The sequence below is a fragment of the Pseudoalteromonas sp. GB43 genome (assembly GCF_054923805.1).
On the sequence record NZ_JBPCHJ010000002.1, the window covers coordinates 983,332 to 1,001,243 of the forward strand.

A 17,912-nucleotide genomic window follows, 5' to 3' on the forward strand; every position below is an offset into this window, starting at 1 on the left:
GTGATTAGTGAAGCAATTATTTACCCTTTTAATGTTGTTTATTAGTGTTAAAGGTGAGTGTTTATCTGAGCCAAATATACAACAACCTATTGTTGTTGCTGCAAGCGCCTCTTTACCTCCTTATGTTATCGAAGATACCAATAGCGGTATTCAACTTGAAATTTTAAAAGCAGCTTTTAAGTCACAAGGCATCTCTAATATTCATATTCATTACATGTCTAATAAACGTGCAGAGCAACAGCTTATGCAGGGAGAGGTTGATATTGCATTAAACTTTCCTCCAGTTCTCACTCCACATGTTTATAAAAGTGATGAACTACTGCGCTATCAAAATGTCGCGGTCAGCCTTGCTAATAGAGATTTAAAAATTAGCACTATCTATGATTTAGCAGGTAAAAGTGTACTTGCCTTTCAGAACGCAACTAATTTTATTGAAGCACCTTTTAAATCGGTTACCAATATTTTACGCTCTTACGAAGAAGTGGTTAACCAAGAAGCGCAAGTTGATCACCTTATGAAGGGCTGGGTTGATGTTATTATTCTAGAGCGCCGGGTGTTTTTATATTATTTAGAAAAATATAAACAAAGCGCTGAGGTAAAACCTTTTATTGTGCATGCAATCTTTAAAGAAGCACCAAGACCTGCGTTTTTTTACAGTAAAACGTTAAAAAACACGTTTAATTTGGGTCTTGGTGAGATCATAGAATCAGGCGAATACCAAGCAATTATTCGCCTTGATGGTACTGAGTACGCGCAGCTTTCAGAGCCAGAGTTACGCGAATAACGCAACAGTTTGGCGGCTCAATGCTATTAGCTTACCGTCTTCACTCCAAATACAGCCATCTTCAAGACCATAGCCATCTTTACTATGATGGGTAACAGCCTCGTAGCCAATCCAAGCATCATGGGCAATTGCAGGTTCTTCTACAAATTCTATGTACCATGACATACTACTTGCTGGTGCAGGTTGCTTGTACATTTGTAATAGAGTCGGTGGCCATGCATCTGTTAAAGCAATGATATGCGCTTCACTCATTTGCTCTGGTACATGTTTGAATTTCATCCAACCACCTAAATGTGAGGTGTCTGCTCCAGAGAAAGGCATATTGCCGTCTTGCAAACACAGTGCAACGTGCTGGAAAAATGCCGGCATCACGCCTTCTTTATAAGGTAGGGTAAAACGTTCATCAACGGGTTTTAGCTGCATGGTTTTAGTGACATCTACTTGTACACTTGATTGACGCTCAGCCCCAAAACAGGCTTGTGTAATAACACAAACATCGCCATTTTGAATCACTTTTGCCAGTACCTGCGCACTGTTTTTTCCTTCACGTAAGACTTCAACGTCGATTGAAAAATCATTGTCAGCGATTAACGGGCCAACAAAGTTAGTACTTAAAGATAATAAACGGCGAGAGTTATCGATATGCTGCCGTATAGCTTGATATAATAAAGCTGCAGATAAACCACCAAATGCAGTGCGGCCTTGGCACCAGTTTTCTGGAAACTGCATTACTTTTGTTTTGTCTTTACCAAGTTCAGCTGCCATGGCGAGTAATTGATCAAAATGCATAATTTTCCTTAACGTTTATTGTTATGGTTTAGGTTATAGCACAGCCAAAGTCATCAGACCAGTTTGTTTATTCCGCAATAGGCGTACAAATACAGTGCTTTTTGAGGAAAAAACATGCATTTCAAAAAAAATTTCAAAAAAAAGTAAAATTTTTCATTTTTATAGTTGAATTCAGTTTCCTGCATCCCTATTTACTAGTCATCGAACGTATTAACGAATTTTGAAGTTGGAGAAGATTCATGGGTAGAATTATTGGAATCGATTTAGGTACTACTAACTCTTGTGTAGCAGTACTAGACGGTGATAAAGCACGCGTTATCGAAAACGCGGAAGGCGATCGCACAACACCATCGATCATTGCATACACGCAAGACGGTGAAACATTAGTTGGTCAACCTGCAAAACGCCAAGCAGTAACTAACCCAACTAACACATTATTTGCAATCAAGCGTTTAATTGGTCGTCGTTTTGAAGACGAAGAAGTACAACGTGATATCGGTATCATGCCTTTTAAAATTGTAAAAGCTGATAACGGTGATGCATGGGTTGAAGCGCGTGGCGAGAAACGTGCTGCACCACAAATTTCAGCAGAAGTGCTGAAAAAAATGAAGAAAACAGCAGAAGACTTCCTAGGTGAAGCGGTTACTGAAGCAGTAATTACAGTACCTGCATACTTCAATGACTCACAACGTCAAGCGACTAAAGATGCTGGTCGTATTGCTGGTCTTGAAGTTAAACGTATCATCAATGAGCCAACTGCCGCTGCACTTGCATACGGCATGGACAAAAATAAAGGTGAAAACGTTGTTGCAGTATACGACTTAGGTGGTGGTACTTTCGATATCTCTATCATCGAAATCGACGAAGTTGAAGGCGAGCACACGTTTGAAGTGTTAGCAACTAACGGTGACACTCACTTAGGTGGTGAAGATTTCGATAACCGTGTTATCAACTACTTAGTTGAAGAGTTTAAGAAAGATCAAGGTATCGACCTTAAAAACGACCCGCTTGCAATGCAACGAGTTAAAGAAGCTGCTGAAAAAGCGAAAATTGAACTTTCTTCTGCACAACAAACAGAAGTTAACTTACCGTACGTGACTGCTGACGCAACAGGTCCTAAGCACATGAACGTGAAAGTTACTCGTGCAAAACTTGAGTCACTTGTTGAAGACTTAGTAACTAAGTCAATTGAGCCACTTAAGCGTGCACTAGCTGATGCTGATTTATCAGTAAGCGACGTAAATGACATCATCCTTGTTGGTGGTCAAACACGTATGCCTCTAGTTCAAAAAACAGTTGCAGAGTTCTTTGGTAAAGAGCCACGTAAAGATGTTAACCCTGATGAAGCAGTTGCAGTAGGTGCAGCGATTCAAGGTGGTGTATTAGCTGGTGACGTTAAAGACGTACTTCTACTTGACGTATCTCCGTTATCACTAGGTATCGAGACTATGGGTCAAGTAATGACTGCGCTAATCGAGAAAAATACGACGATTCCTACTAAGAAATCACAAGTTTTCTCAACAGCTGAAGACAACCAATCAGCGGTAACGATTCACGTATTACAAGGTGAGCGTAAGCGTGCAAGCGATAACAAATCACTAGGTCAATTTAACCTAGAAGGTATTCGCCCAGCACAACGTGGTACGCCACAAATCGAAGTAACATTCGACGTAGATGCGGACGGTATCTTACATGTATCTGCTAAAGATAAAGATACAGGTAAAGAGCAGAAGATCACAATCCAAGCTTCTTCAGGTCTAAGCGACGATGAAGTAGAAAAAATGGTTCGTGATGCTGAAGCGCACGCTGAAGAAGATAAGAAATTCGAAGAGCTAGTAGCAACTCGTAACCAAGCTGATGCAATGGTTCACGGTACACGCAAGCAAATCGAAGAAGCGGGTGATGCATTACCTGCAGAAGATAAAGAAGCAATCGAAGCTGCGCTTACTGAGCTAGAAGCGGCGATTAAAGGTGATAACAAAGAAGAGATTGAAGCGAAAACTCAAGCTCTTGCTGAGAAGTCACAAAAGCTAATGGAAATTGCACAAGCTAAAGCACAGCAACAACAAGGTGGTGCGGATGCAGGTGCACAACAATCTTCTGCAAAACAAGACGACGATGTTGTTGATGCAGAGTTCGAAGAAGTGAAAGACGACAAGTAATTGCTTGTTTCGCTTCTGCCTAACGCATTAATGGCTGCTTTGTTTAGCCAATTAAGTTAGGATGAAATGATTGAGGCGCGCCAGCGATTTCGCTTGACGCGCCTTTTGCATGTATATAAACGGTAAAGTCGTTCGACTTACCTTACGCAGTGTAACTGCAGTAAAAAGAGTAGTGTGATAGATATGTCAAAAAGCGATTATTATGAAGTTCTCGGCGTGAGCAAAGATGCCAGCGAACGAGACATAAAAAAAGCGTATAAGCGCTTAGCGATGAAATATCATCCAGACCGTACCGCAGGCGATAAAGAACTTGAGTCTAAATTCAAGGAAGTAAAAGAAGCCTACGAAGTACTAACTGATGACCAAAAACGTCAGATGTATGATCAATATGGTCACGCAGCCTTTGAACAAGGTGGTGGCGGTCATGGCGGTGGCTTCGGCGGCGGTCATGGTGATTTTGGTGATATTTTCGGTGATGTGTTTGGAGATATCTTTGGTGGTGGCGGTGGTCGTCGTCAATCGCGTCAACAACGTGGTTCGGACTTACGTTACAACATGGATTTAAGCCTTGAAGAGGTTGTTCGTGGTAAAGATGTCGAAATTAAAGTACCAACTTGGGTTAGCTGTAAGCCATGTGATGGTAGCGGTGCAAAAGCGGGTTCTAAACCAAAAACATGTACTACCTGTCATGGTGCTGGTCAAGTACAAATGCGCCAAGGTTTCTTCGCGGTTCAGCAAACTTGTCCTACGTGTCAGGGCACAGGTCAAATTATTTCTGATCCATGTGACAGCTGTCATGGTCAAGGTCGCGTAGAAAAAACTAAGACCTTATCAGTGAAGATCCCAGCGGGTGTTGATACAGGTGACCGTATTCGTCTATCAGGCGAAGGTGAAGCGGGCATGCATGGTGCACCAGCAGGTGATTTATACGTTCAGGTTTCTGTTCGTGAACACCCGATTTTCCAACGTGATGGTAATAATCTGTATTGTGAAGTTCCAATTAGCTTTACGACAGCAGCACTGGGTGGCGAAATTGAAGTGCCGACACTGGATGGTCGTGCAAAACTGAAGATCCCATCAGAAAGCCAAACGGGCAAGATGTTCCGTATGCGTGGTAAAGGTGTTAAGTCTGTACGTAGTGGCGCTCAAGGTGACTTGATCTGTAAAGTGGTTATTGAAACGCCAGTGAATCTAAATGACCGTCAACGTGAATTGCTTGAAGAGCTTGAGCAAAGCATGGGTAAAGATGGCTCTAAAAACCGTCCAAAAGAAAAAGGTTTCTTTGATGGTGTGAAGAAATTCTTCGATGACCTAACTAAGTAACTTCTAGTTAAGTAACTTGAGTTCGAGAATAAAAAGGCGCTGATAAGCGCCTTTTTTATGCCTTAATGATCTAAGAATAGGTAGTTTTGCCAACTTTTCATTCTGATCAATACTTTACGCATCACTGATACGTGTTCGAAGTGTTCTGAATAAACTGCAACTTCTGTGCTTGTTCCTTGTGGCAGGTGATATTCACTCATGTCATCGGTGATTTTTAAGGTGACAATTGCGCGCCCTTGACGAGCAAAAAACTCAGTGCCCATCAGTGTGCCTTGTGCTTGCACTTGCCCTTCGCCAATCGCAGGTAATACATCGATTACTTCGCCTGCAAAGGTTTTGCCCGGAATAGCTTTAAAAATAAAATCTGCTTTGTAGCCAGACTCGAGTCTTAATAGTGAATTTTGTCTAAATGCAGCGACGTAAACGGCATCTTCTTTGTGCACAAAGGTCATTACTGGGCGTAATGGCATTGGTACTGCAATCATCCCAGGGCGTAATGTTAGTTGTGTTACATAGCCATCAGTAGGTGCATAAACGCTTGTGCTGTCTAAGTTAAATTGAGCTTGCTCTAAATTAGCGCGAGCTGCGGCAATTTTAGTTTGCTCACCGTTTATTTCAGACTCAAATGCTAGTTTCTGGCGTAACTCTTCGGCTTGTGCTGCTTCGTAGCTTGCCTTTGCTGCTAAATATACACCTAATTTATTATCAACTTGGCCTTTTGAGTAAGCACCGCTTTTTGCGCCTTTTTCATAACGTTCGTATTCTTTCTTGCTACGATCATATTCAGCTTTAGCCATTAGGGCACTGGCTTGTGCTGATTTATAGCTCGCTTCTAAACCGAGCACTGACTGTTTTGCATCCTGCAAAGCGGCAATCGCTTGATTTAGTTTGGCTCGATATAAGGTATCGTCTATGCGAAACAATAAGTCACCTTTTTTAACCGGCTGATTTGGCTTTACTGCAACCTCTTCAACGGTACCACGTACATTTGGCACAATGGGTGTTGTGACATAGGCACTGCTGGCCATATTTGAATGTGGATGATTATAGTTCATTAATAGGATTAAAGCGCCTATCAGTACCACACCACCGAGTACCGCGGTGGGTACTGTCCATTTATTAAGTGGGATTTTAAACACTTTAAAGATACCAATGCACAATGCGGTATAAGTGAGAATTAATAACAAATCCATAGTCTAGTTCTCTTTATTATTCGATTGAGCATTTATTTGTGCTTGTAGTGCTGCAACCGTGGCTGTCAGGCTAGCTACTTTGTCAGCTAAGTCTTCCTGTTCCTTTTGAATTTGGTTAAACCCCCAGCCACGGTCATCACGCCATAATGTCGCCCAAACCCATAAAAATGGCCACAGCACATGTAGGGTAAACAGGCTAACCCAGTCGGCATAATGGATGGCATCTTGGTGAGGGTGATTACGTTTTTTGGCAATTTCGTAGGGAATATCGTGAATGGCAATAACACCATAAAATATTACTACCGTTACAAACACTAGCATGACCAGTGCAAAGTAGTCTAAAAACATCTATCTTCCTTTGTTAAATTAATACCTAATTTATAATACGTTAAATTGACCCTATTACTAATCGGCATTTTCAGATTTAATCTAATACAACATAATAGGCAGAATCATCAAGACATCTGCACAATGTTACATCATCAGAGAATACCGTTTTTTGAATCTTCCCTTTATTTAGACCAAGTGTTTGACATTTATTTTGGCAATCAATAAAGGAGTTCCACGCTAAGTATTCGTTGCAGATAAAATTAATCGTATACAACAGGGTGAGTATGATAAGTAACTGCTTAACCAGATATAGGCTATTAGCTCTAGACATTTTCATTACCTTGCGTAGTGTCTATCACTTAAGTGTAGTTCATTTTACTTAAATTAGTACGATTGTAGGCTTTGATTAATTGCTTTTAGACTACCGTTCACGTTATGTTTTTTATCGTTCAGCATTCAGTATTTGGAAGAAGTAATGACACCGGCTATTAATTTATTACAAAAGAAAGGTATTAATTTTGATGTGCTCAGCTATCAACATGATCCTTCAAAGCAACAGTTTGGTCTTGAAGCGGTTGAGAAGCTAAAGCTCCCTGCTGAGCAAGTATTTAAAACTTTAGTACTTGAAGATACTGAGCATCAGCTTTTGGTTGCTATTGTGCCAGTGAGCCAGCAAGTTAACTTGAAAATGCTAGCAAAGGCGGCAAAGGTTAAAAAAGTGCAGATGGCTCCACAACAAAAAGTCGAAAACACGACAGGTTATATTTTAGGTGGGGTGAGTCCGCTAGGTCAGAAAAAGCGATTAATGACGTTTGTTCATCAATCAGTATCTAATTATGAAAAAGTATATGTTTCCGCGGGTAAACGTGGATTAGAGATTTCTATAGATCCTAACGATTTATGTGCTTTGTTAGGTGCTAGGTTGGCTGATTTTTAATCATATAACGGTGTTTTTTCCTAATTTCGGAAATTACTTATTGTACTGAGGCTATTTATAGATAAGCTGTTCATGCGTTATTAATTCTAATAACGAATTATCTTAAAGGATTCAGGATATGAAAAAAATTATTGCTATTTCTGCACTTACTCTTCTTCCACTTTCTAATGCGATGGCTGATCAAGATATCGGCTGTGGTCTAGGTTCGCAACTTTTCGCAAACCAAGAAGGTAAAGTTGTTAAAGTATTAGGTGCGACGACAAACGGTACATCTGGTAACCAAACTTTTGGTATCACATTTGGTACGTTAGGTTGTGACGGTACAGGTACTGTTACGGCGTCAACTAAAGTAGCAACATTTATTGATGGCAACATGGAACAACTTGCGCGCGATATGTCTCGTGGTGAAGGCGAATCACTAGATACACTTGCGGAAGTTTGGGGTGTTCAAGCTCAAGATAAAGCGGCGTTTAATAAATTAGTACAGGCTCAGTTTACTCACGTTTTCACTTCTGAAAATGTTACTTCTCAAACTGTACTAGAAAACCTTAATAACCTTGTAGCGAGTGACTCACAGCTATCTTCTTACACTTTATCTTAAGTGTTAATATTCTTATCTAAAGCCCGTTTAGGGCTTTTTTATTTTATGTTTAAATTTCTTATTGTTGCTTCGTTTGTTTTGAGTAGCTCGGCTTATTCTGCTACAACAATACACAATATCGCCTCCCATCCATACTGGCTTAAATTAGGCCATTATCAGCAATCAATCTCGGGTTCATATGAAAGTGAGGTTGATAGCCATAGCTTTTTTCTTTCGGTTAATGGAAAGTTTGATCCTCATGCTGAACTTTTAGCTACTATCGAAGCGTTTCAGAGTGAGAATAATGATGTTACTTGTCAGTTCCCTGCTCGTTATCAATGGTTAAAGCAAAGCTTTTATTCGGAGTGGCCTGAGTTAGCTTGCCCTGAAATTAAGACATGGCAAAAGCTTATAAACCCAAAGGGGATGACTTTAGTTTTTCCTACCGCTTTTATGAATGATCCAGCTTCTATGTTTGGTCATACCTTGTTACGAATTGATGCTAAAGATCAAACTCGCAGTAGAGAACTGATTGCTTTTGCAGTCAATTTTGCTGCTGAACCTGATGCAACTGATAATGCAGCTTTATATGCTCTTAAGGGGCTTATAGGTCAGTATCCTGGTAAGTTCACATTAATGCCATATTATCGCAAGGTTCGTGAATATAATGATTTGGAATCCCGTGATATGTGGGAATATAAATTAGCTTTGTCTGAATCTGAAATTCAACGTGTTTTACTGCATTTATGGGAACTGCAATGGGCTACATTTGACTATTTTTTTATTGATGAAAATTGTTCTTATCAATTATTAGCGCTATTGCAAGTGGCACGTGATGATCTTAACTTAACTAATAATTTTTCTAGTCATGCTATTCCTTCTGATACTGTCAAAGCACTTGCTGAACACAAACTTTTATCTATGCCTCGATATCGTCCTGCATCTGGCACCATGCTAATTAACTACGAAAGCCAGTTGACTGATGAACAAATTGATATTGCACGTAAATTAAAAAATGGCGAACCACTCAGTGGGTTTTCTTTAACAGCGGAACAAGCTGTGCCTGTACTTGAAATGGCATACGAGTGGTTAAATTATCAATACTACGACCAAGGTTTAGAACGTGAAGCAATTGCGCCTAGATTAACGGCCTTACTGCACCAGCGTAGTAAATTACTTTTGCCTTCGCCCTTTGCAAGACCTGTAACACCCAGCATTAGCCCTGAAAAAGGTCATGATTCTAGTCGTTTTGGAATGGTATTTAATCATTTTAAGTATTCAGAAAATCGCTACGGTTTTAGTTATCGAATGGCGTACCATGACTTGTTAGATAACGCTGGTGGATTTATACCTGGCGCGCAAATTAGCTTTTTTGATATAGAGGGAGATCTAGACTCTGAGGGGAATGTCTATTTAGAGCATGTGTATTTTATTGATGCAATGTCGTTAGCTCCAGATAATCGTTTGTTTGACTCTTGGTCTTGGAATATGCGTGTTGGTTTTGACCGTAAACCTACTGACGATAAACGTAAGGGAAGAGCCTTCATACAAGGCGGTTATGGAAAATCATTCGGTGATGCATCAGGCTTTCAAAGTTACTTTCTTGCGTCTTCGTTATTACAAGCTGGAGAGCTTACTGATTCAGTCTCGCTTGGCTTTGGCACAGAATTTGGACTAATTTGGCAAGCAAGTGATGCGCAAAAACTTGCTCTAACAGCACAGGGATTTTGGCTTGCTAATGATGCGAGCACAAATCATCAAATTGAGCTTGCTGCTCATTGGCAAATTGCACTTGCTCAAAACTGGGGATTAAGAAGTTCATATGTTTATCAAAATCAACAAAGTACTGAGCAGCAGTTAAAACTACAGTTATTCCATTACTTTTAACAATGTATTTTCGGTAGGTTATGCCAGCGGGTTGTGTAATGAGGCGATAAGTAAGCGCGTTTCATATGCCAACGGGTCGTAGGAGTTTCGCTGGCTATGGCAAGGGTACCCACGCCATAACGGGTGTTAATGCTATCAAGACACTGCATCAGTTTAGGGTTATCGATAGGTGCTTGAAACAAATCAGGTTGCTGAAACATGTGGCTCGATAACTCTAGGGCACCTACACCACATTTATAAAATCGCACCCCTGGTTTATAAAGATGATCAAATACCTCGCTGATAGCATTGGCAAACACGCAACTATCGGCGGTGGCGACACTAAACTCATAAATATAGGACTTTTTATAATAGCCATCTTGATGAGGAGAGCTGGCCACAAACATTAATAAGCGTTGAGTGTGTGAACCTTGCGCACGTAGTTTTCTTGCTACAATGACACAATGATTGATCAGTGCCGTTTTCAGCGCGGTGGCGTCAGTGATACGCTCTCCAAAACTGCGGGTCGAAAAAATTTCTTTTTTGTCTTGGCGTACTTCATCCCAGGCTAAGCAGCTTTTTCCGCGTAACTCGTTCACTGTGCGCTCTAATACAATACTAAACAGGCGTTTCATTTTTCGAGGATCTTGCTCGGCTAAATCAAAAGCCGTATTGATATTCATTGCTTTGAGTTTTTTAGCTAAGCGTCGACCAACGCCCCAAACATCTTGTACGTCCATGGCTTTTAAAATGGTTATCCGTGAAGCTTCTGAGTCAATCACTGCAACGCCATCAAAGCCGGGGAGTTTTTTAGCTGCATGATTGGCGGCTTTGGCAAGGGTGGCTGTTGGGCCAAATCCAACCCCAACAGGTAGCTTTGTTTCGCGCCATACGGTACGGCGAATATCATGGCCATAACGATGCCAATCGTGAATAAGCTTATTGAAACCAGTAAAGTTTAAAAATGATTCATCAATAGAATATATGTGCTGATTATCGCAAAAGCGATAATCACGTTCATCATTCGCTCGCTTAAATCCGCATACAGCTCATAGTTAGATGAGCGGATCACCACTTGGTTATCTTCGAGTATTTTCTTTACTTGAAAATAAGGCTGAAATTTTGGAATAGCCAGCTTTCGTGCAATAGGGCACACGGCACAAATACAGCCATCGTTGTTGGTGAGCACCACAACCGGTTTACTACGAATAGCCGGATCAAATACTTTTTCGGCGCTGGCATAAAAGGCCACAGCATCGACTAAGGCGTACATGCTAACAGCTCTTTACTACTGCGATGTAAGCGAATTGAGCGAGTAACCACGCCTTCTAACTGAAACTCATCCGATTGGCGTAGTTGCACCGCGGGGTATTTAGGCGAGGCTGATAATAACTGAGCATTGTGTTTATCTAATAGCTTACAAACAAATAAACCATTTAGATTCGCGACAATGACATCGCCATTTTTAACATCTTCGGCGCGATCAACCAGTAATAAGTCACCATCAAAAATCCCCACACCTTGCATTGATTCGCCAGAGGCAATACCAATAAATGTTGCATCAGGGTGTTTAATCAATAGCTGATCTAATGATAAGCCTAGCTCTTTGTATTGTGCTGCCGGTGATTCAAAACCACATACGCCAGCTTCGATATAAATAGGAATAACACGCATAACAAAACCACTATACTGTACATTTGTACAGTATAGTGGTTTGTGGTTATCTTGCCAATAAGATCACGGCGTGTTGTGATTGATATTTTCGATCATAGTTGTGGCAATAGCGATGAAATCACGTACTTGCTGATCAGTTAAACCGTGGCAAAGTTTAGCATCAACCTCTTGCTCTGCAACTTCTAAGCGCGAGAACAGGGCGTTACCTTGATCAGTAAACGATAAAATTAAACAGCGTTTGTCATTTTCGTCGGCACATTTAGAAACCAGTTCAAGCTTTATAAGCTCTTTTACTAAGCGTGCTATTTGTGCTTTATCACGCCCTGTTTTGGTAACAATATCATTGGCGGTACAGTGCTGTGTTTCGGCAATGATATGTAAACAGCGTACATGCAGCGCATTAAGGCCAAGCTCGTTGGCGTTAATGGCTTCGCGTACAGTGACACGGTAACTTTGTGCCAGTGTAAATAAAGCAGAAGAAAGCGAGGTTTGTGGCATGGTTCACCTAAGTTCAGTTGGTGGATTTAGTTGACAAAGTCAATTAAAAGCGTATAGTTGACTATATCAACTATTGGGGCGTTGTGCAATTTAACCAGCTAGGAGACCAAGATGGCTAGAAAAGTTCGTCGTGCAAACGTATTAAGTACTACACGTATTTCCCCGCATCTACAAAGAATTGTTGTTGGCTCAGACGAGTTTGCTGACTTCCCGCAAGATGCAAAAGGTGCGTACGTAAAGGTATTGCTCCCGCATGCCGGTGAATCTAAGGTTGAACTTGATTTACACGCTGAGCATCCTGCATTAATGCGCTCTTACACTATTCGTGATATCAACCCTGTTAACGGTGCAATTACCCTCGATTTTGTGGTTAACCAACATCAAGGTGTGGCAACCAACTGGGCACAAAATGCGTGTGTAGGCGACGAGGTCGGTATAGCAGGCCCGGGCCCTAAAAAACTCACTGATTTTACGCAAACACATTATTTAATGCTGGCAGATTTAACCTCTGTCAATGCAATCAATGGCTACTTACAAGCCCTGCCACAAGATGCCACTGTCGATGTCATTATTCATGTTGCTGATAAAGCCGACATCATTGAGCTTGAGCAAATTGAAGCACACAGCCAACATAGTGTTGAATGGCTAGTTACAGATGAGCCAGAAACTGATCTACTCGATCAAGTAACTCGCTTATGCGCAGGTTATAACGCGCAACCTATGGTGTTTATGGCACTAGAAGCAAATTTGGTGAAGGCAATTCGCCGTTTAATTACAAGCAGTTTTGAAATTGATCGTGAACACATTGTTGCATCGGCCTATTGGAAGCGTGGTATCGATGCTGATGGCCTAAAGGTGGAAAAACAGCAACAAAGCCGTGCCTAATTAGCATTTGAAAAAAAGCCATTCGCTCTCATTAACTAATTATAAAGAGTTAAACTTTGGAGAGCGAATGTCAGATCTTAGCAACACACCTTTTTCATTGCTTGAATTGAGCCCAATGAAAGAGCACGAAACCGTTTCGCAAACACTAGCAAATAGCGTTACCTATGCACAAACAGCCGACAAACTGGGTTTTAATCGGTTTTGGATGGCAGAGCATCATAATATGCGCGGTATCGTGTGTGCCGCAACTTCAGTACTGATAGGTCATATCGCAGGTAAAACTCAGAATATCCGCGTAGGTGCGGGTGGAGTGATGTTACCTAACCACCCACCGCTGGTGGTTGCTGAGCAATTTGGCACCCTAGAGAGTTTATACCCCGGTCGCATTGATTTAGGGCTAGGCCGAGCCCCAGGTAGTGACCCAATTACCAGCCGTGCTTTGCGCCGTGATGAACAACGCGCTGAGCACTTCAATGATGAAGTAACGGAGCTGCAAGCTTTACTTGGCCCATATAAAGGTGATTCTCCAGTACGCGCAATCCCAGGTGAAGACACTAATGTGCCAATCTGGTTACTGGGCTCAAGTCTTTATAGTGCTGGACTTGCGGCAAAAAAAGGTTTGCCATATGCATTTGCTGGGCATTTTGCGCCACGATTTGTTGAAGATGCCATTGCATTGTATCGCAGAGAATTTCAACCATCTGAGGTATTAGATAAGCCATACGTCATGCTTGGTTTACCCGTTGTTGCCGCTGACACCGACGAACAAGCACAGTTTTTAGCAACCACAGCGAAACAACGTATCTTAGCACTTATGCGCGGCAAGCCACTTTGGCTTAAAGAGCCAGTTGCAACAATGGAAGGGTTGTGGACAGCGCAAGAAAAAATGCAAGTAGAAAACTTTTTAGGACTTTCTGTTGTGGGCGGTCAAGCGAGCGTTAAGCATAAGCTGAGTATGATTAAACAAACGCTACAGGTTGATGAGTTTATTTTTACAAATGACCTGTATGAATTGAGTGACAGACAACATGCGCTGGAAATATTAGCAAGCATCATGCGCTAATACGGTTTAGCAAATAGTGAATGCGTGTAATGAGTTTTTATGCGCATTGCTTAAGCCCTGACACTCATTTATCAAACGGTTTTATAGATTAATTCAATTTATATAATCCGTTTTAAGGATTGAATTTAACTTTATACAATACATTTATTAACCATTACCCTAGGAAGGTGCACCGTGAAATCTCAAACAATTGCCGCAGTAGAACCACAAACAAAAACAGCATTAATCGCTGAGGGTGGTGGGCAACGAGGGATTTTTACTGCAGGTGTACTCGATGCGTGGTTAGAAAATAATTACGATCCATTCGATTTATTCATTGGTACATCAGCAGGCTCACAAAACTTAACAAGTTATTTAGCGCGTCAAAAAGGCTATGCAAAACGTTTGATCAGAGGACTTTCGCGGCATAAACGTTTTTTCCAACTTGGTCGCGGGCTGTTTGGTAAAAGCATTGTTGACCTTGATTGGTATTTTGATAAAACCAAAGAAGTAAACCGTGCCTTAGATTTTAAAACAGCAACGCAAAATTTAGGTAATCGTGAATTGTTGATCACAACCACTAACGCGGCTGATCGTAAACCGTATTACTTGAGCCCAAATGGTGAAGATACACAATGGTTGGCCTTGTTAAAAGCATCAAGCGCATTACCGTTTTTATATAAAGATGGCGTTAACTTAACGCCTTGGCTAACAACCAAGGCCGCAAATGATGCCATTATTCAAAGCTCTAATACTGATTTAGTCCATGATATGTATTTAGATGGGGGCTTAGCTGCACCTTTACCTGTGAAAGAGGCCTATAATCGTGGTGCTCGTGATATTGTGGTTATTCGTACTGTTGATGAAAACTTTCAAGTGCAATCTGAATGGGTAAATAAGTTAAAATCACTCGTTTGCGTATCGGGTTATTGCCCTAAAACCATTGATTACTTGGTTCAACACGAACAAGCTTATCAAGATGAATTAGATTTCATTGCAAACCCGCCAAGTGATGCCCGTATCACACAAATTTTTGCAGGTGATAAATTACGCAGTAAACTGCTGGGTAGTACAGATTCAGATCTCCGCTATGATCACAAATTAGGCTTAGCGGCAGGTCGTGCCTTTTTACAGCAACAACTGCTAAATTAGTTGGGAGCAGGCTCGGGTAATTAATCCCATTGCCTACTTGAGATATTTGTAAATAGAGTTAAAGTGGTTAGCTATTCACTTTTTGTGATTTTTTATCTATAAGAACAATAAAGGCTTGCCATGTTTAACAGTGCTGTATCGACAATCAATGGTTTTCTTTGGGGAGAAGGCCAAATTCTTATCTATATTCTTCTGTTTGCTGGGATCTGGTTTTCGGTAAGACTAAAAGCGATTCAATTGGTTAAGTTTCGCCATATGTTTAGCCTGTTAAAGTCGAGTAGCAGCACCGATAAAAACTCAATTAGTTCGTTTCAAGCTTTATGTACTGGTCTTTCAGCACGAGTAGGTACTGGTAACCTTGCAGGGGTTGCCGTTGCTATTTCGTTAGGAGGCAGTGGCGCAATATTTTGGATGTGGGTGATTGCCATTTTGGGCATGACCACGGGCTTTGCCGAAAGCGTACTTGGGCAAGTCTATAAAGTCAGAGATGCAAATGGTGAGTTTAGGGGCGGGCCTGCTTATTATATTCAGCAAGGCTTAGGCAGTAGAGCGCTTGCAGTGTGTTTTGCTTTTTGCTTGTTTCTTGGTTATGGCTTTACGTTCAGTGCCATGCAAACGAATACCATTACCGATGCTCTCAATTACGCATTTGAAATTCCAACTTTGTATTCAGGCATTGTGATCACAATACTGGCAGGCTCTATTATTTTAGGTGGCTTTAAAGCAATCGCCCGCTTTGCTGAACGCATTGTGCCAGTCATGGGCATTTTATTTGTACTCGCCGCTATCATAATTACTTTACTGAATATCGGTAAAGTGCCTGCGATGATTGAAGATATTTTACTTTCAGCCTTTGGCTTACAAGAGGCAGGCGCAGGGGCTATGGGCGCAGCAATTAAAAATGGTATTCAGCGAGGGCTTTATTCGAATGAAGCCGGAGCGGGGAGTGTGCCCCATGCATCTGGCTGTGCATCGCCAGTACCAAATCACCCAGTCACTCAAGGCTACATTCAAATGCTAGGGGTGTTTTTCGATACAATTGTACTGTGTAGTTGTACGGCAGTGATTATTTTATTAGCTGATATTGATATTAGCGGCGAAATGGAAGGGATCCGCTTAACTCAATCAGCGATGACAGCACATATGGCTGCTGGTGGCATTTACTTTGTAGCGGCTGCAATTTGTTTATTTGCGTTTACTTCTGTGGTTGCAAATTATGCTTATGCAGAAAGTAACCTGCATTTATTTAAACTAGATAATAAACTCGGCCGAGGTATTTATACCTGTTTATATTTATCAATGATGATTTGGGGCGCATCGGCCACCATTAAACAAGTGTGGGATCTTGCAGACATTGCTTTAGGTTTAATGACAGTGGTGAACGTTATCGCTATCATACGCTTAACGCCAACGATCTTATCTGTGACAAAAGACTACCATAGTCAACGAGAAGCAGGGCAAGAGCCGAGGTTTGACTCTGAAAAAGTGCAGGTTCAAGGTCAAACAGAACAAGGGATTTGGCGTAAATAAGCTAAAACAATAACGAGAAAAGTAACCATGATAGATATTTATGCAGGGCCAAGTGCTGCAAAAGTAATTCAAGAGCAAGGCCTGTCTGCCGATTTGTTCAATACATTTTTAGGGGCAAGCGGTGGACCCAAATGGTTTACATTATTTGGTTTGGATAAATATCTCTTTGGTGAATTTTTTAAAGACCGTACCATACCTTTAAACTTATTAGGATCAAGTGCAGGGGCATTTAGAGCTGCCTGTTTTGCACAAAATGACCCTGTTGCTGCAATATCGCGATTAGCAAAGTCATACTCTGAAACACGTTATTCATCGAATAAAGCAAAACCAGAAGAAATAACAACAAAAGCACGAGAGTTATTAAGCACTGTTTTTGCTGAAAATGGTATTCAAGAAATCATTAACAACCCTATTTTTAAAGCTCACTTTATCGTTGCAAAATCGAATGGCTTTACAGCATCAGAAAACAAAGTGATGCAGTTAATGGGGTTATCTAAAAGCTACTTAGTCAATAGAATGAATAGGCGTTTGTTAAGCAAGCAATACGAGCGTTATGTATTTCAGCCTGCAGATAGTCAATTATCGTTTTCCGATAACAATACTTTCAATACCCATACTATAGAGCTAAGCGAAGATAATTTAGCGGATGCTTTGCTTGCTTCAGGCTCTATTCCATTAGTGATGCAAGGCATTAAAAATATAACAGGAACACCACCAGGTATGTATCGTGATGGCGGTATTATCGATTATCACTTTGACTTAAGTATTCATAATGACGGGCTCATATTATATCCGCATTTCAATAATAGCCCAAAGGCAGGTTGGTTTGATAAGAGCCTAAAGCGCGGTATTACCCCGAGTAACTATGATAACGTAGTGATGATCACCCCATCAGCGGAATTTGTCGCTTCATTACCTTATGGAAAAATTCCCGATCGTAAAGACTTTACAGAACTTGATGCTGATATACGAATCAAATATTGGCAACAAGTATTCAAAGAAACCGAACGGCTAGCAGAGGCATTTGATACGGTATGTACGAATAAGCACACACCGAAAATAAACCTTATCAAATAATCGTGGTTTTGCTTTAACTACTTAAACTGGCTAATCAAGGATGTTTGTTCTGTCACTTTACTGAGTAATGCTTCACAAAGTTGCTGCGAA

16 protein-coding genes and 1 pseudogene are annotated in these 17,912 nt (G+C 41.0%); 11 read left to right on the forward strand and 6 right to left on the reverse strand.

Annotation, left to right across the window (positions count from 1 at the left end; translation table 11 throughout):
* Nucleotides 1–7: 7 nt before the first annotated feature.
* Nucleotides 8–784, forward strand: coding sequence for a substrate-binding periplasmic protein (locus tag ACRWSG_RS21925; protein ID WP_235373655.1), 777 nt, complete (start codon nt 8–10; stop codon nt 782–784).
* Here the strand turns inward: ACRWSG_RS21925 and ACRWSG_RS21930 are convergent.
* A complete protein-coding gene (locus ACRWSG_RS21930; RefSeq protein ID WP_187490383.1) occupies nt 773–1,573 on the reverse strand; it encodes a thioesterase family protein in 801 nt (266 codons plus the stop codon). The genes ACRWSG_RS21925 and ACRWSG_RS21930 overlap by 12 nt on opposite strands.
* Nucleotides 1,574–1,812: 239 nt before the next feature.
* Between ACRWSG_RS21930 and dnaK the strand changes: the two genes are divergently transcribed.
* Together dnaK and dnaJ are read left to right on the forward strand one after the other, a co-directional pair.
* Entirely contained in the window at nt 1,813–3,735 is a 1,923-nt protein-coding gene (dnaK, locus tag ACRWSG_RS21935; protein ID WP_138599790.1) for a molecular chaperone DnaK, read from the forward strand.
* A gap of 183 nt (nt 3,736–3,918) precedes the next feature.
* Nucleotides 3,919–5,058, forward strand: coding sequence for a molecular chaperone DnaJ (dnaJ, locus tag ACRWSG_RS21940; RefSeq protein WP_462167524.1), 1,140 nt, complete (start codon nt 3,919–3,921; stop codon nt 5,056–5,058).
* Between the two features lie 62 nt (nt 5,059–5,120).
* On the opposite strand, the gene ACRWSG_RS21945 is transcribed toward dnaJ, so the two are convergent.
* Together ACRWSG_RS21945 and ACRWSG_RS21950 are read right to left on the reverse strand one after the other, a co-directional pair.
* On the reverse strand, nt 5,121–6,251 hold the full coding sequence (locus ACRWSG_RS21945) for an HlyD family secretion protein (protein ID WP_199529828.1): 1,131 nt from the start codon (nt 6,249–6,251) through the stop codon (nt 5,121–5,123).
* Nucleotides 6,252–6,254: 3 nt separating this feature from the next.
* Nucleotides 6,255–6,599: a DUF3302 domain-containing protein gene (locus ACRWSG_RS21950; RefSeq protein WP_462167525.1), complete on the reverse strand. Its 345-nt coding sequence runs from the start codon at nt 6,597–6,599 to the stop codon at nt 6,255–6,257.
* Nucleotides 6,600–7,056: 457 nt separating this feature from the next.
* Here ACRWSG_RS21950 and ybaK point away from each other — a divergent pair, with 457 nt between their 5' ends.
* The 3 genes from ybaK to ACRWSG_RS21965 all read left to right on the forward strand — a co-directional run bounded on the left by ybaK (nt 7,057) and on the right by ACRWSG_RS21965 (nt 9,985).
* Nucleotides 7,057–7,518, forward strand: coding sequence for a Cys-tRNA(Pro) deacylase (gene ybaK / locus ACRWSG_RS21955; RefSeq protein WP_054552215.1), 462 nt, complete (start codon nt 7,057–7,059; stop codon nt 7,516–7,518).
* Nucleotides 7,519–7,636: 118 nt separating this feature from the next.
* Nucleotides 7,637–8,119 (forward strand): DUF3015 domain-containing protein, encoded by a 483-nt coding sequence (locus ACRWSG_RS21960; protein ID WP_462167526.1) that lies wholly within the window; start codon nt 7,637–7,639, stop codon nt 8,117–8,119.
* A 45-nt stretch (nt 8,120–8,164) separates the two neighbouring features.
* Entirely contained in the window at nt 8,165–9,985 is a 1,821-nt protein-coding gene (locus ACRWSG_RS21965) for an Lnb N-terminal periplasmic domain-containing protein (protein WP_462167527.1), read from the forward strand.
* Here the strand turns inward: ACRWSG_RS21965 and ACRWSG_RS21970 are convergent.
* The 3 genes and pseudogenes from ACRWSG_RS21970 to ACRWSG_RS21980 form a co-directional block, all read right to left on the reverse strand.
* Nucleotides 9,982–11,237 (reverse strand): annotated as a pseudogene (locus tag ACRWSG_RS21970) (Y-family DNA polymerase). The gene ACRWSG_RS21965 and the pseudogene ACRWSG_RS21970 sit on opposite strands and share 4 nt — an antisense overlap.
* The gene (locus ACRWSG_RS21975; protein ID WP_054552219.1) at nt 11,225–11,638 is read right to left on the reverse strand and encodes a LexA family protein; all 414 of its coding nucleotides are present in this window, start codon (nt 11,636–11,638) and stop codon (nt 11,225–11,227) included. Before ACRWSG_RS21975 ends, ACRWSG_RS21970 begins: the two are co-directional and overlap by 13 nt.
* A gap of 63 nt (nt 11,639–11,701) precedes the next feature.
* On the reverse strand, nt 11,702–12,136 hold the full coding sequence (locus tag ACRWSG_RS21980; RefSeq protein ID WP_054552220.1) for a MarR family winged helix-turn-helix transcriptional regulator: 435 nt from the start codon (nt 12,134–12,136) through the stop codon (nt 11,702–11,704).
* A gap of 111 nt (nt 12,137–12,247) precedes the next feature.
* On the opposite strand from ACRWSG_RS21980, the gene ACRWSG_RS21985 reads away from it, so the two are divergent.
* The 5 genes from ACRWSG_RS21985 to ACRWSG_RS22005 all read left to right on the forward strand — a co-directional run bounded on the left by ACRWSG_RS21985 (nt 12,248) and on the right by ACRWSG_RS22005 (nt 17,822).
* Nucleotides 12,248–13,021: a siderophore-interacting protein gene (locus ACRWSG_RS21985; protein WP_166341000.1), complete on the forward strand. Its 774-nt coding sequence runs from the start codon at nt 12,248–12,250 to the stop codon at nt 13,019–13,021.
* Between the two features lie 67 nt (nt 13,022–13,088).
* Complete coding sequence (locus ACRWSG_RS21990) at nt 13,089–14,084, forward strand: LLM class flavin-dependent oxidoreductase (protein WP_138599782.1); 996 nt, start codon at nt 13,089–13,091, stop codon at nt 14,082–14,084.
* A gap of 174 nt (nt 14,085–14,258) precedes the next feature.
* Nucleotides 14,259–15,215: a patatin-like phospholipase family protein gene (locus tag ACRWSG_RS21995; protein WP_054552223.1), complete on the forward strand. Its 957-nt coding sequence runs from the start codon at nt 14,259–14,261 to the stop codon at nt 15,213–15,215.
* 120 nt (nt 15,216–15,335) lie between these two features.
* Nucleotides 15,336–16,745: an alanine/glycine:cation symporter family protein gene (locus ACRWSG_RS22000; protein ID WP_462167528.1), complete on the forward strand. Its 1,410-nt coding sequence runs from the start codon at nt 15,336–15,338 to the stop codon at nt 16,743–16,745.
* Nucleotides 16,746–16,772: 27 nt separating this feature from the next.
* Nucleotides 16,773–17,822 (forward strand): patatin-like phospholipase family protein, encoded by a 1,050-nt coding sequence (locus ACRWSG_RS22005; RefSeq protein ID WP_235377391.1) that lies wholly within the window; start codon nt 16,773–16,775, stop codon nt 17,820–17,822.
* Nucleotides 17,823–17,912: the final 90 nt, after the last annotated feature.

What these genes read in the sequence shown, in the direction of transcription:
- ACRWSG_RS21990 (WP_138599782.1), top strand. Translation starts at nt 13,089, where the DNA reads ATGTCAGATCTTAGCAACACACCTTTTTCATTGCTTGAATTGAGCCCA.
- dnaJ (WP_462167524.1), top strand. Translation starts at nt 3,919, where the DNA reads ATGTCAAAAAGCGATTATTATGAAGTTCTCGGCGTGAGCAAAGATGCC.
- ACRWSG_RS22000 (WP_462167528.1), top strand. Translation starts at nt 15,336, where the DNA reads ATGTTTAACAGTGCTGTATCGACAATCAATGGTTTTCTTTGGGGAGAA.
- ACRWSG_RS21975 (WP_054552219.1), bottom strand. Translation starts at nt 11,638, where the DNA reads ATGCGTGTTATTCCTATTTATATCGAAGCTGGCGTATGTGGTTTTGAA.
- ACRWSG_RS21985 (WP_166341000.1), top strand. Translation starts at nt 12,248, where the DNA reads ATGGCTAGAAAAGTTCGTCGTGCAAACGTATTAAGTACTACACGTATT.
- ACRWSG_RS22005 (WP_235377391.1), top strand. Translation starts at nt 16,773, where the DNA reads ATGATAGATATTTATGCAGGGCCAAGTGCTGCAAAAGTAATTCAAGAG.
- ACRWSG_RS21930 (WP_187490383.1), bottom strand. Translation starts at nt 1,573, where the DNA reads ATGCATTTTGATCAATTACTCGCCATGGCAGCTGAACTTGGTAAAGAC.
- ACRWSG_RS21980 (WP_054552220.1), bottom strand. Translation starts at nt 12,136, where the DNA reads ATGCCACAAACCTCGCTTTCTTCTGCTTTATTTACACTGGCACAAAGT.
- ybaK (WP_054552215.1), top strand. Translation starts at nt 7,057, where the DNA reads ATGACACCGGCTATTAATTTATTACAAAAGAAAGGTATTAATTTTGAT.
- ACRWSG_RS21965 (WP_462167527.1), top strand. Translation starts at nt 8,165, where the DNA reads ATGTTTAAATTTCTTATTGTTGCTTCGTTTGTTTTGAGTAGCTCGGCT.
- ACRWSG_RS21945 (WP_199529828.1), bottom strand. Translation starts at nt 6,251, where the DNA reads ATGGATTTGTTATTAATTCTCACTTATACCGCATTGTGCATTGGTATC.
- ACRWSG_RS21950 (WP_462167525.1), bottom strand. Translation starts at nt 6,599, where the DNA reads ATGTTTTTAGACTACTTTGCACTGGTCATGCTAGTGTTTGTAACGGTA.
- ACRWSG_RS21960 (WP_462167526.1), top strand. Translation starts at nt 7,637, where the DNA reads ATGAAAAAAATTATTGCTATTTCTGCACTTACTCTTCTTCCACTTTCT.
- dnaK (WP_138599790.1), top strand. Translation starts at nt 1,813, where the DNA reads ATGGGTAGAATTATTGGAATCGATTTAGGTACTACTAACTCTTGTGTA.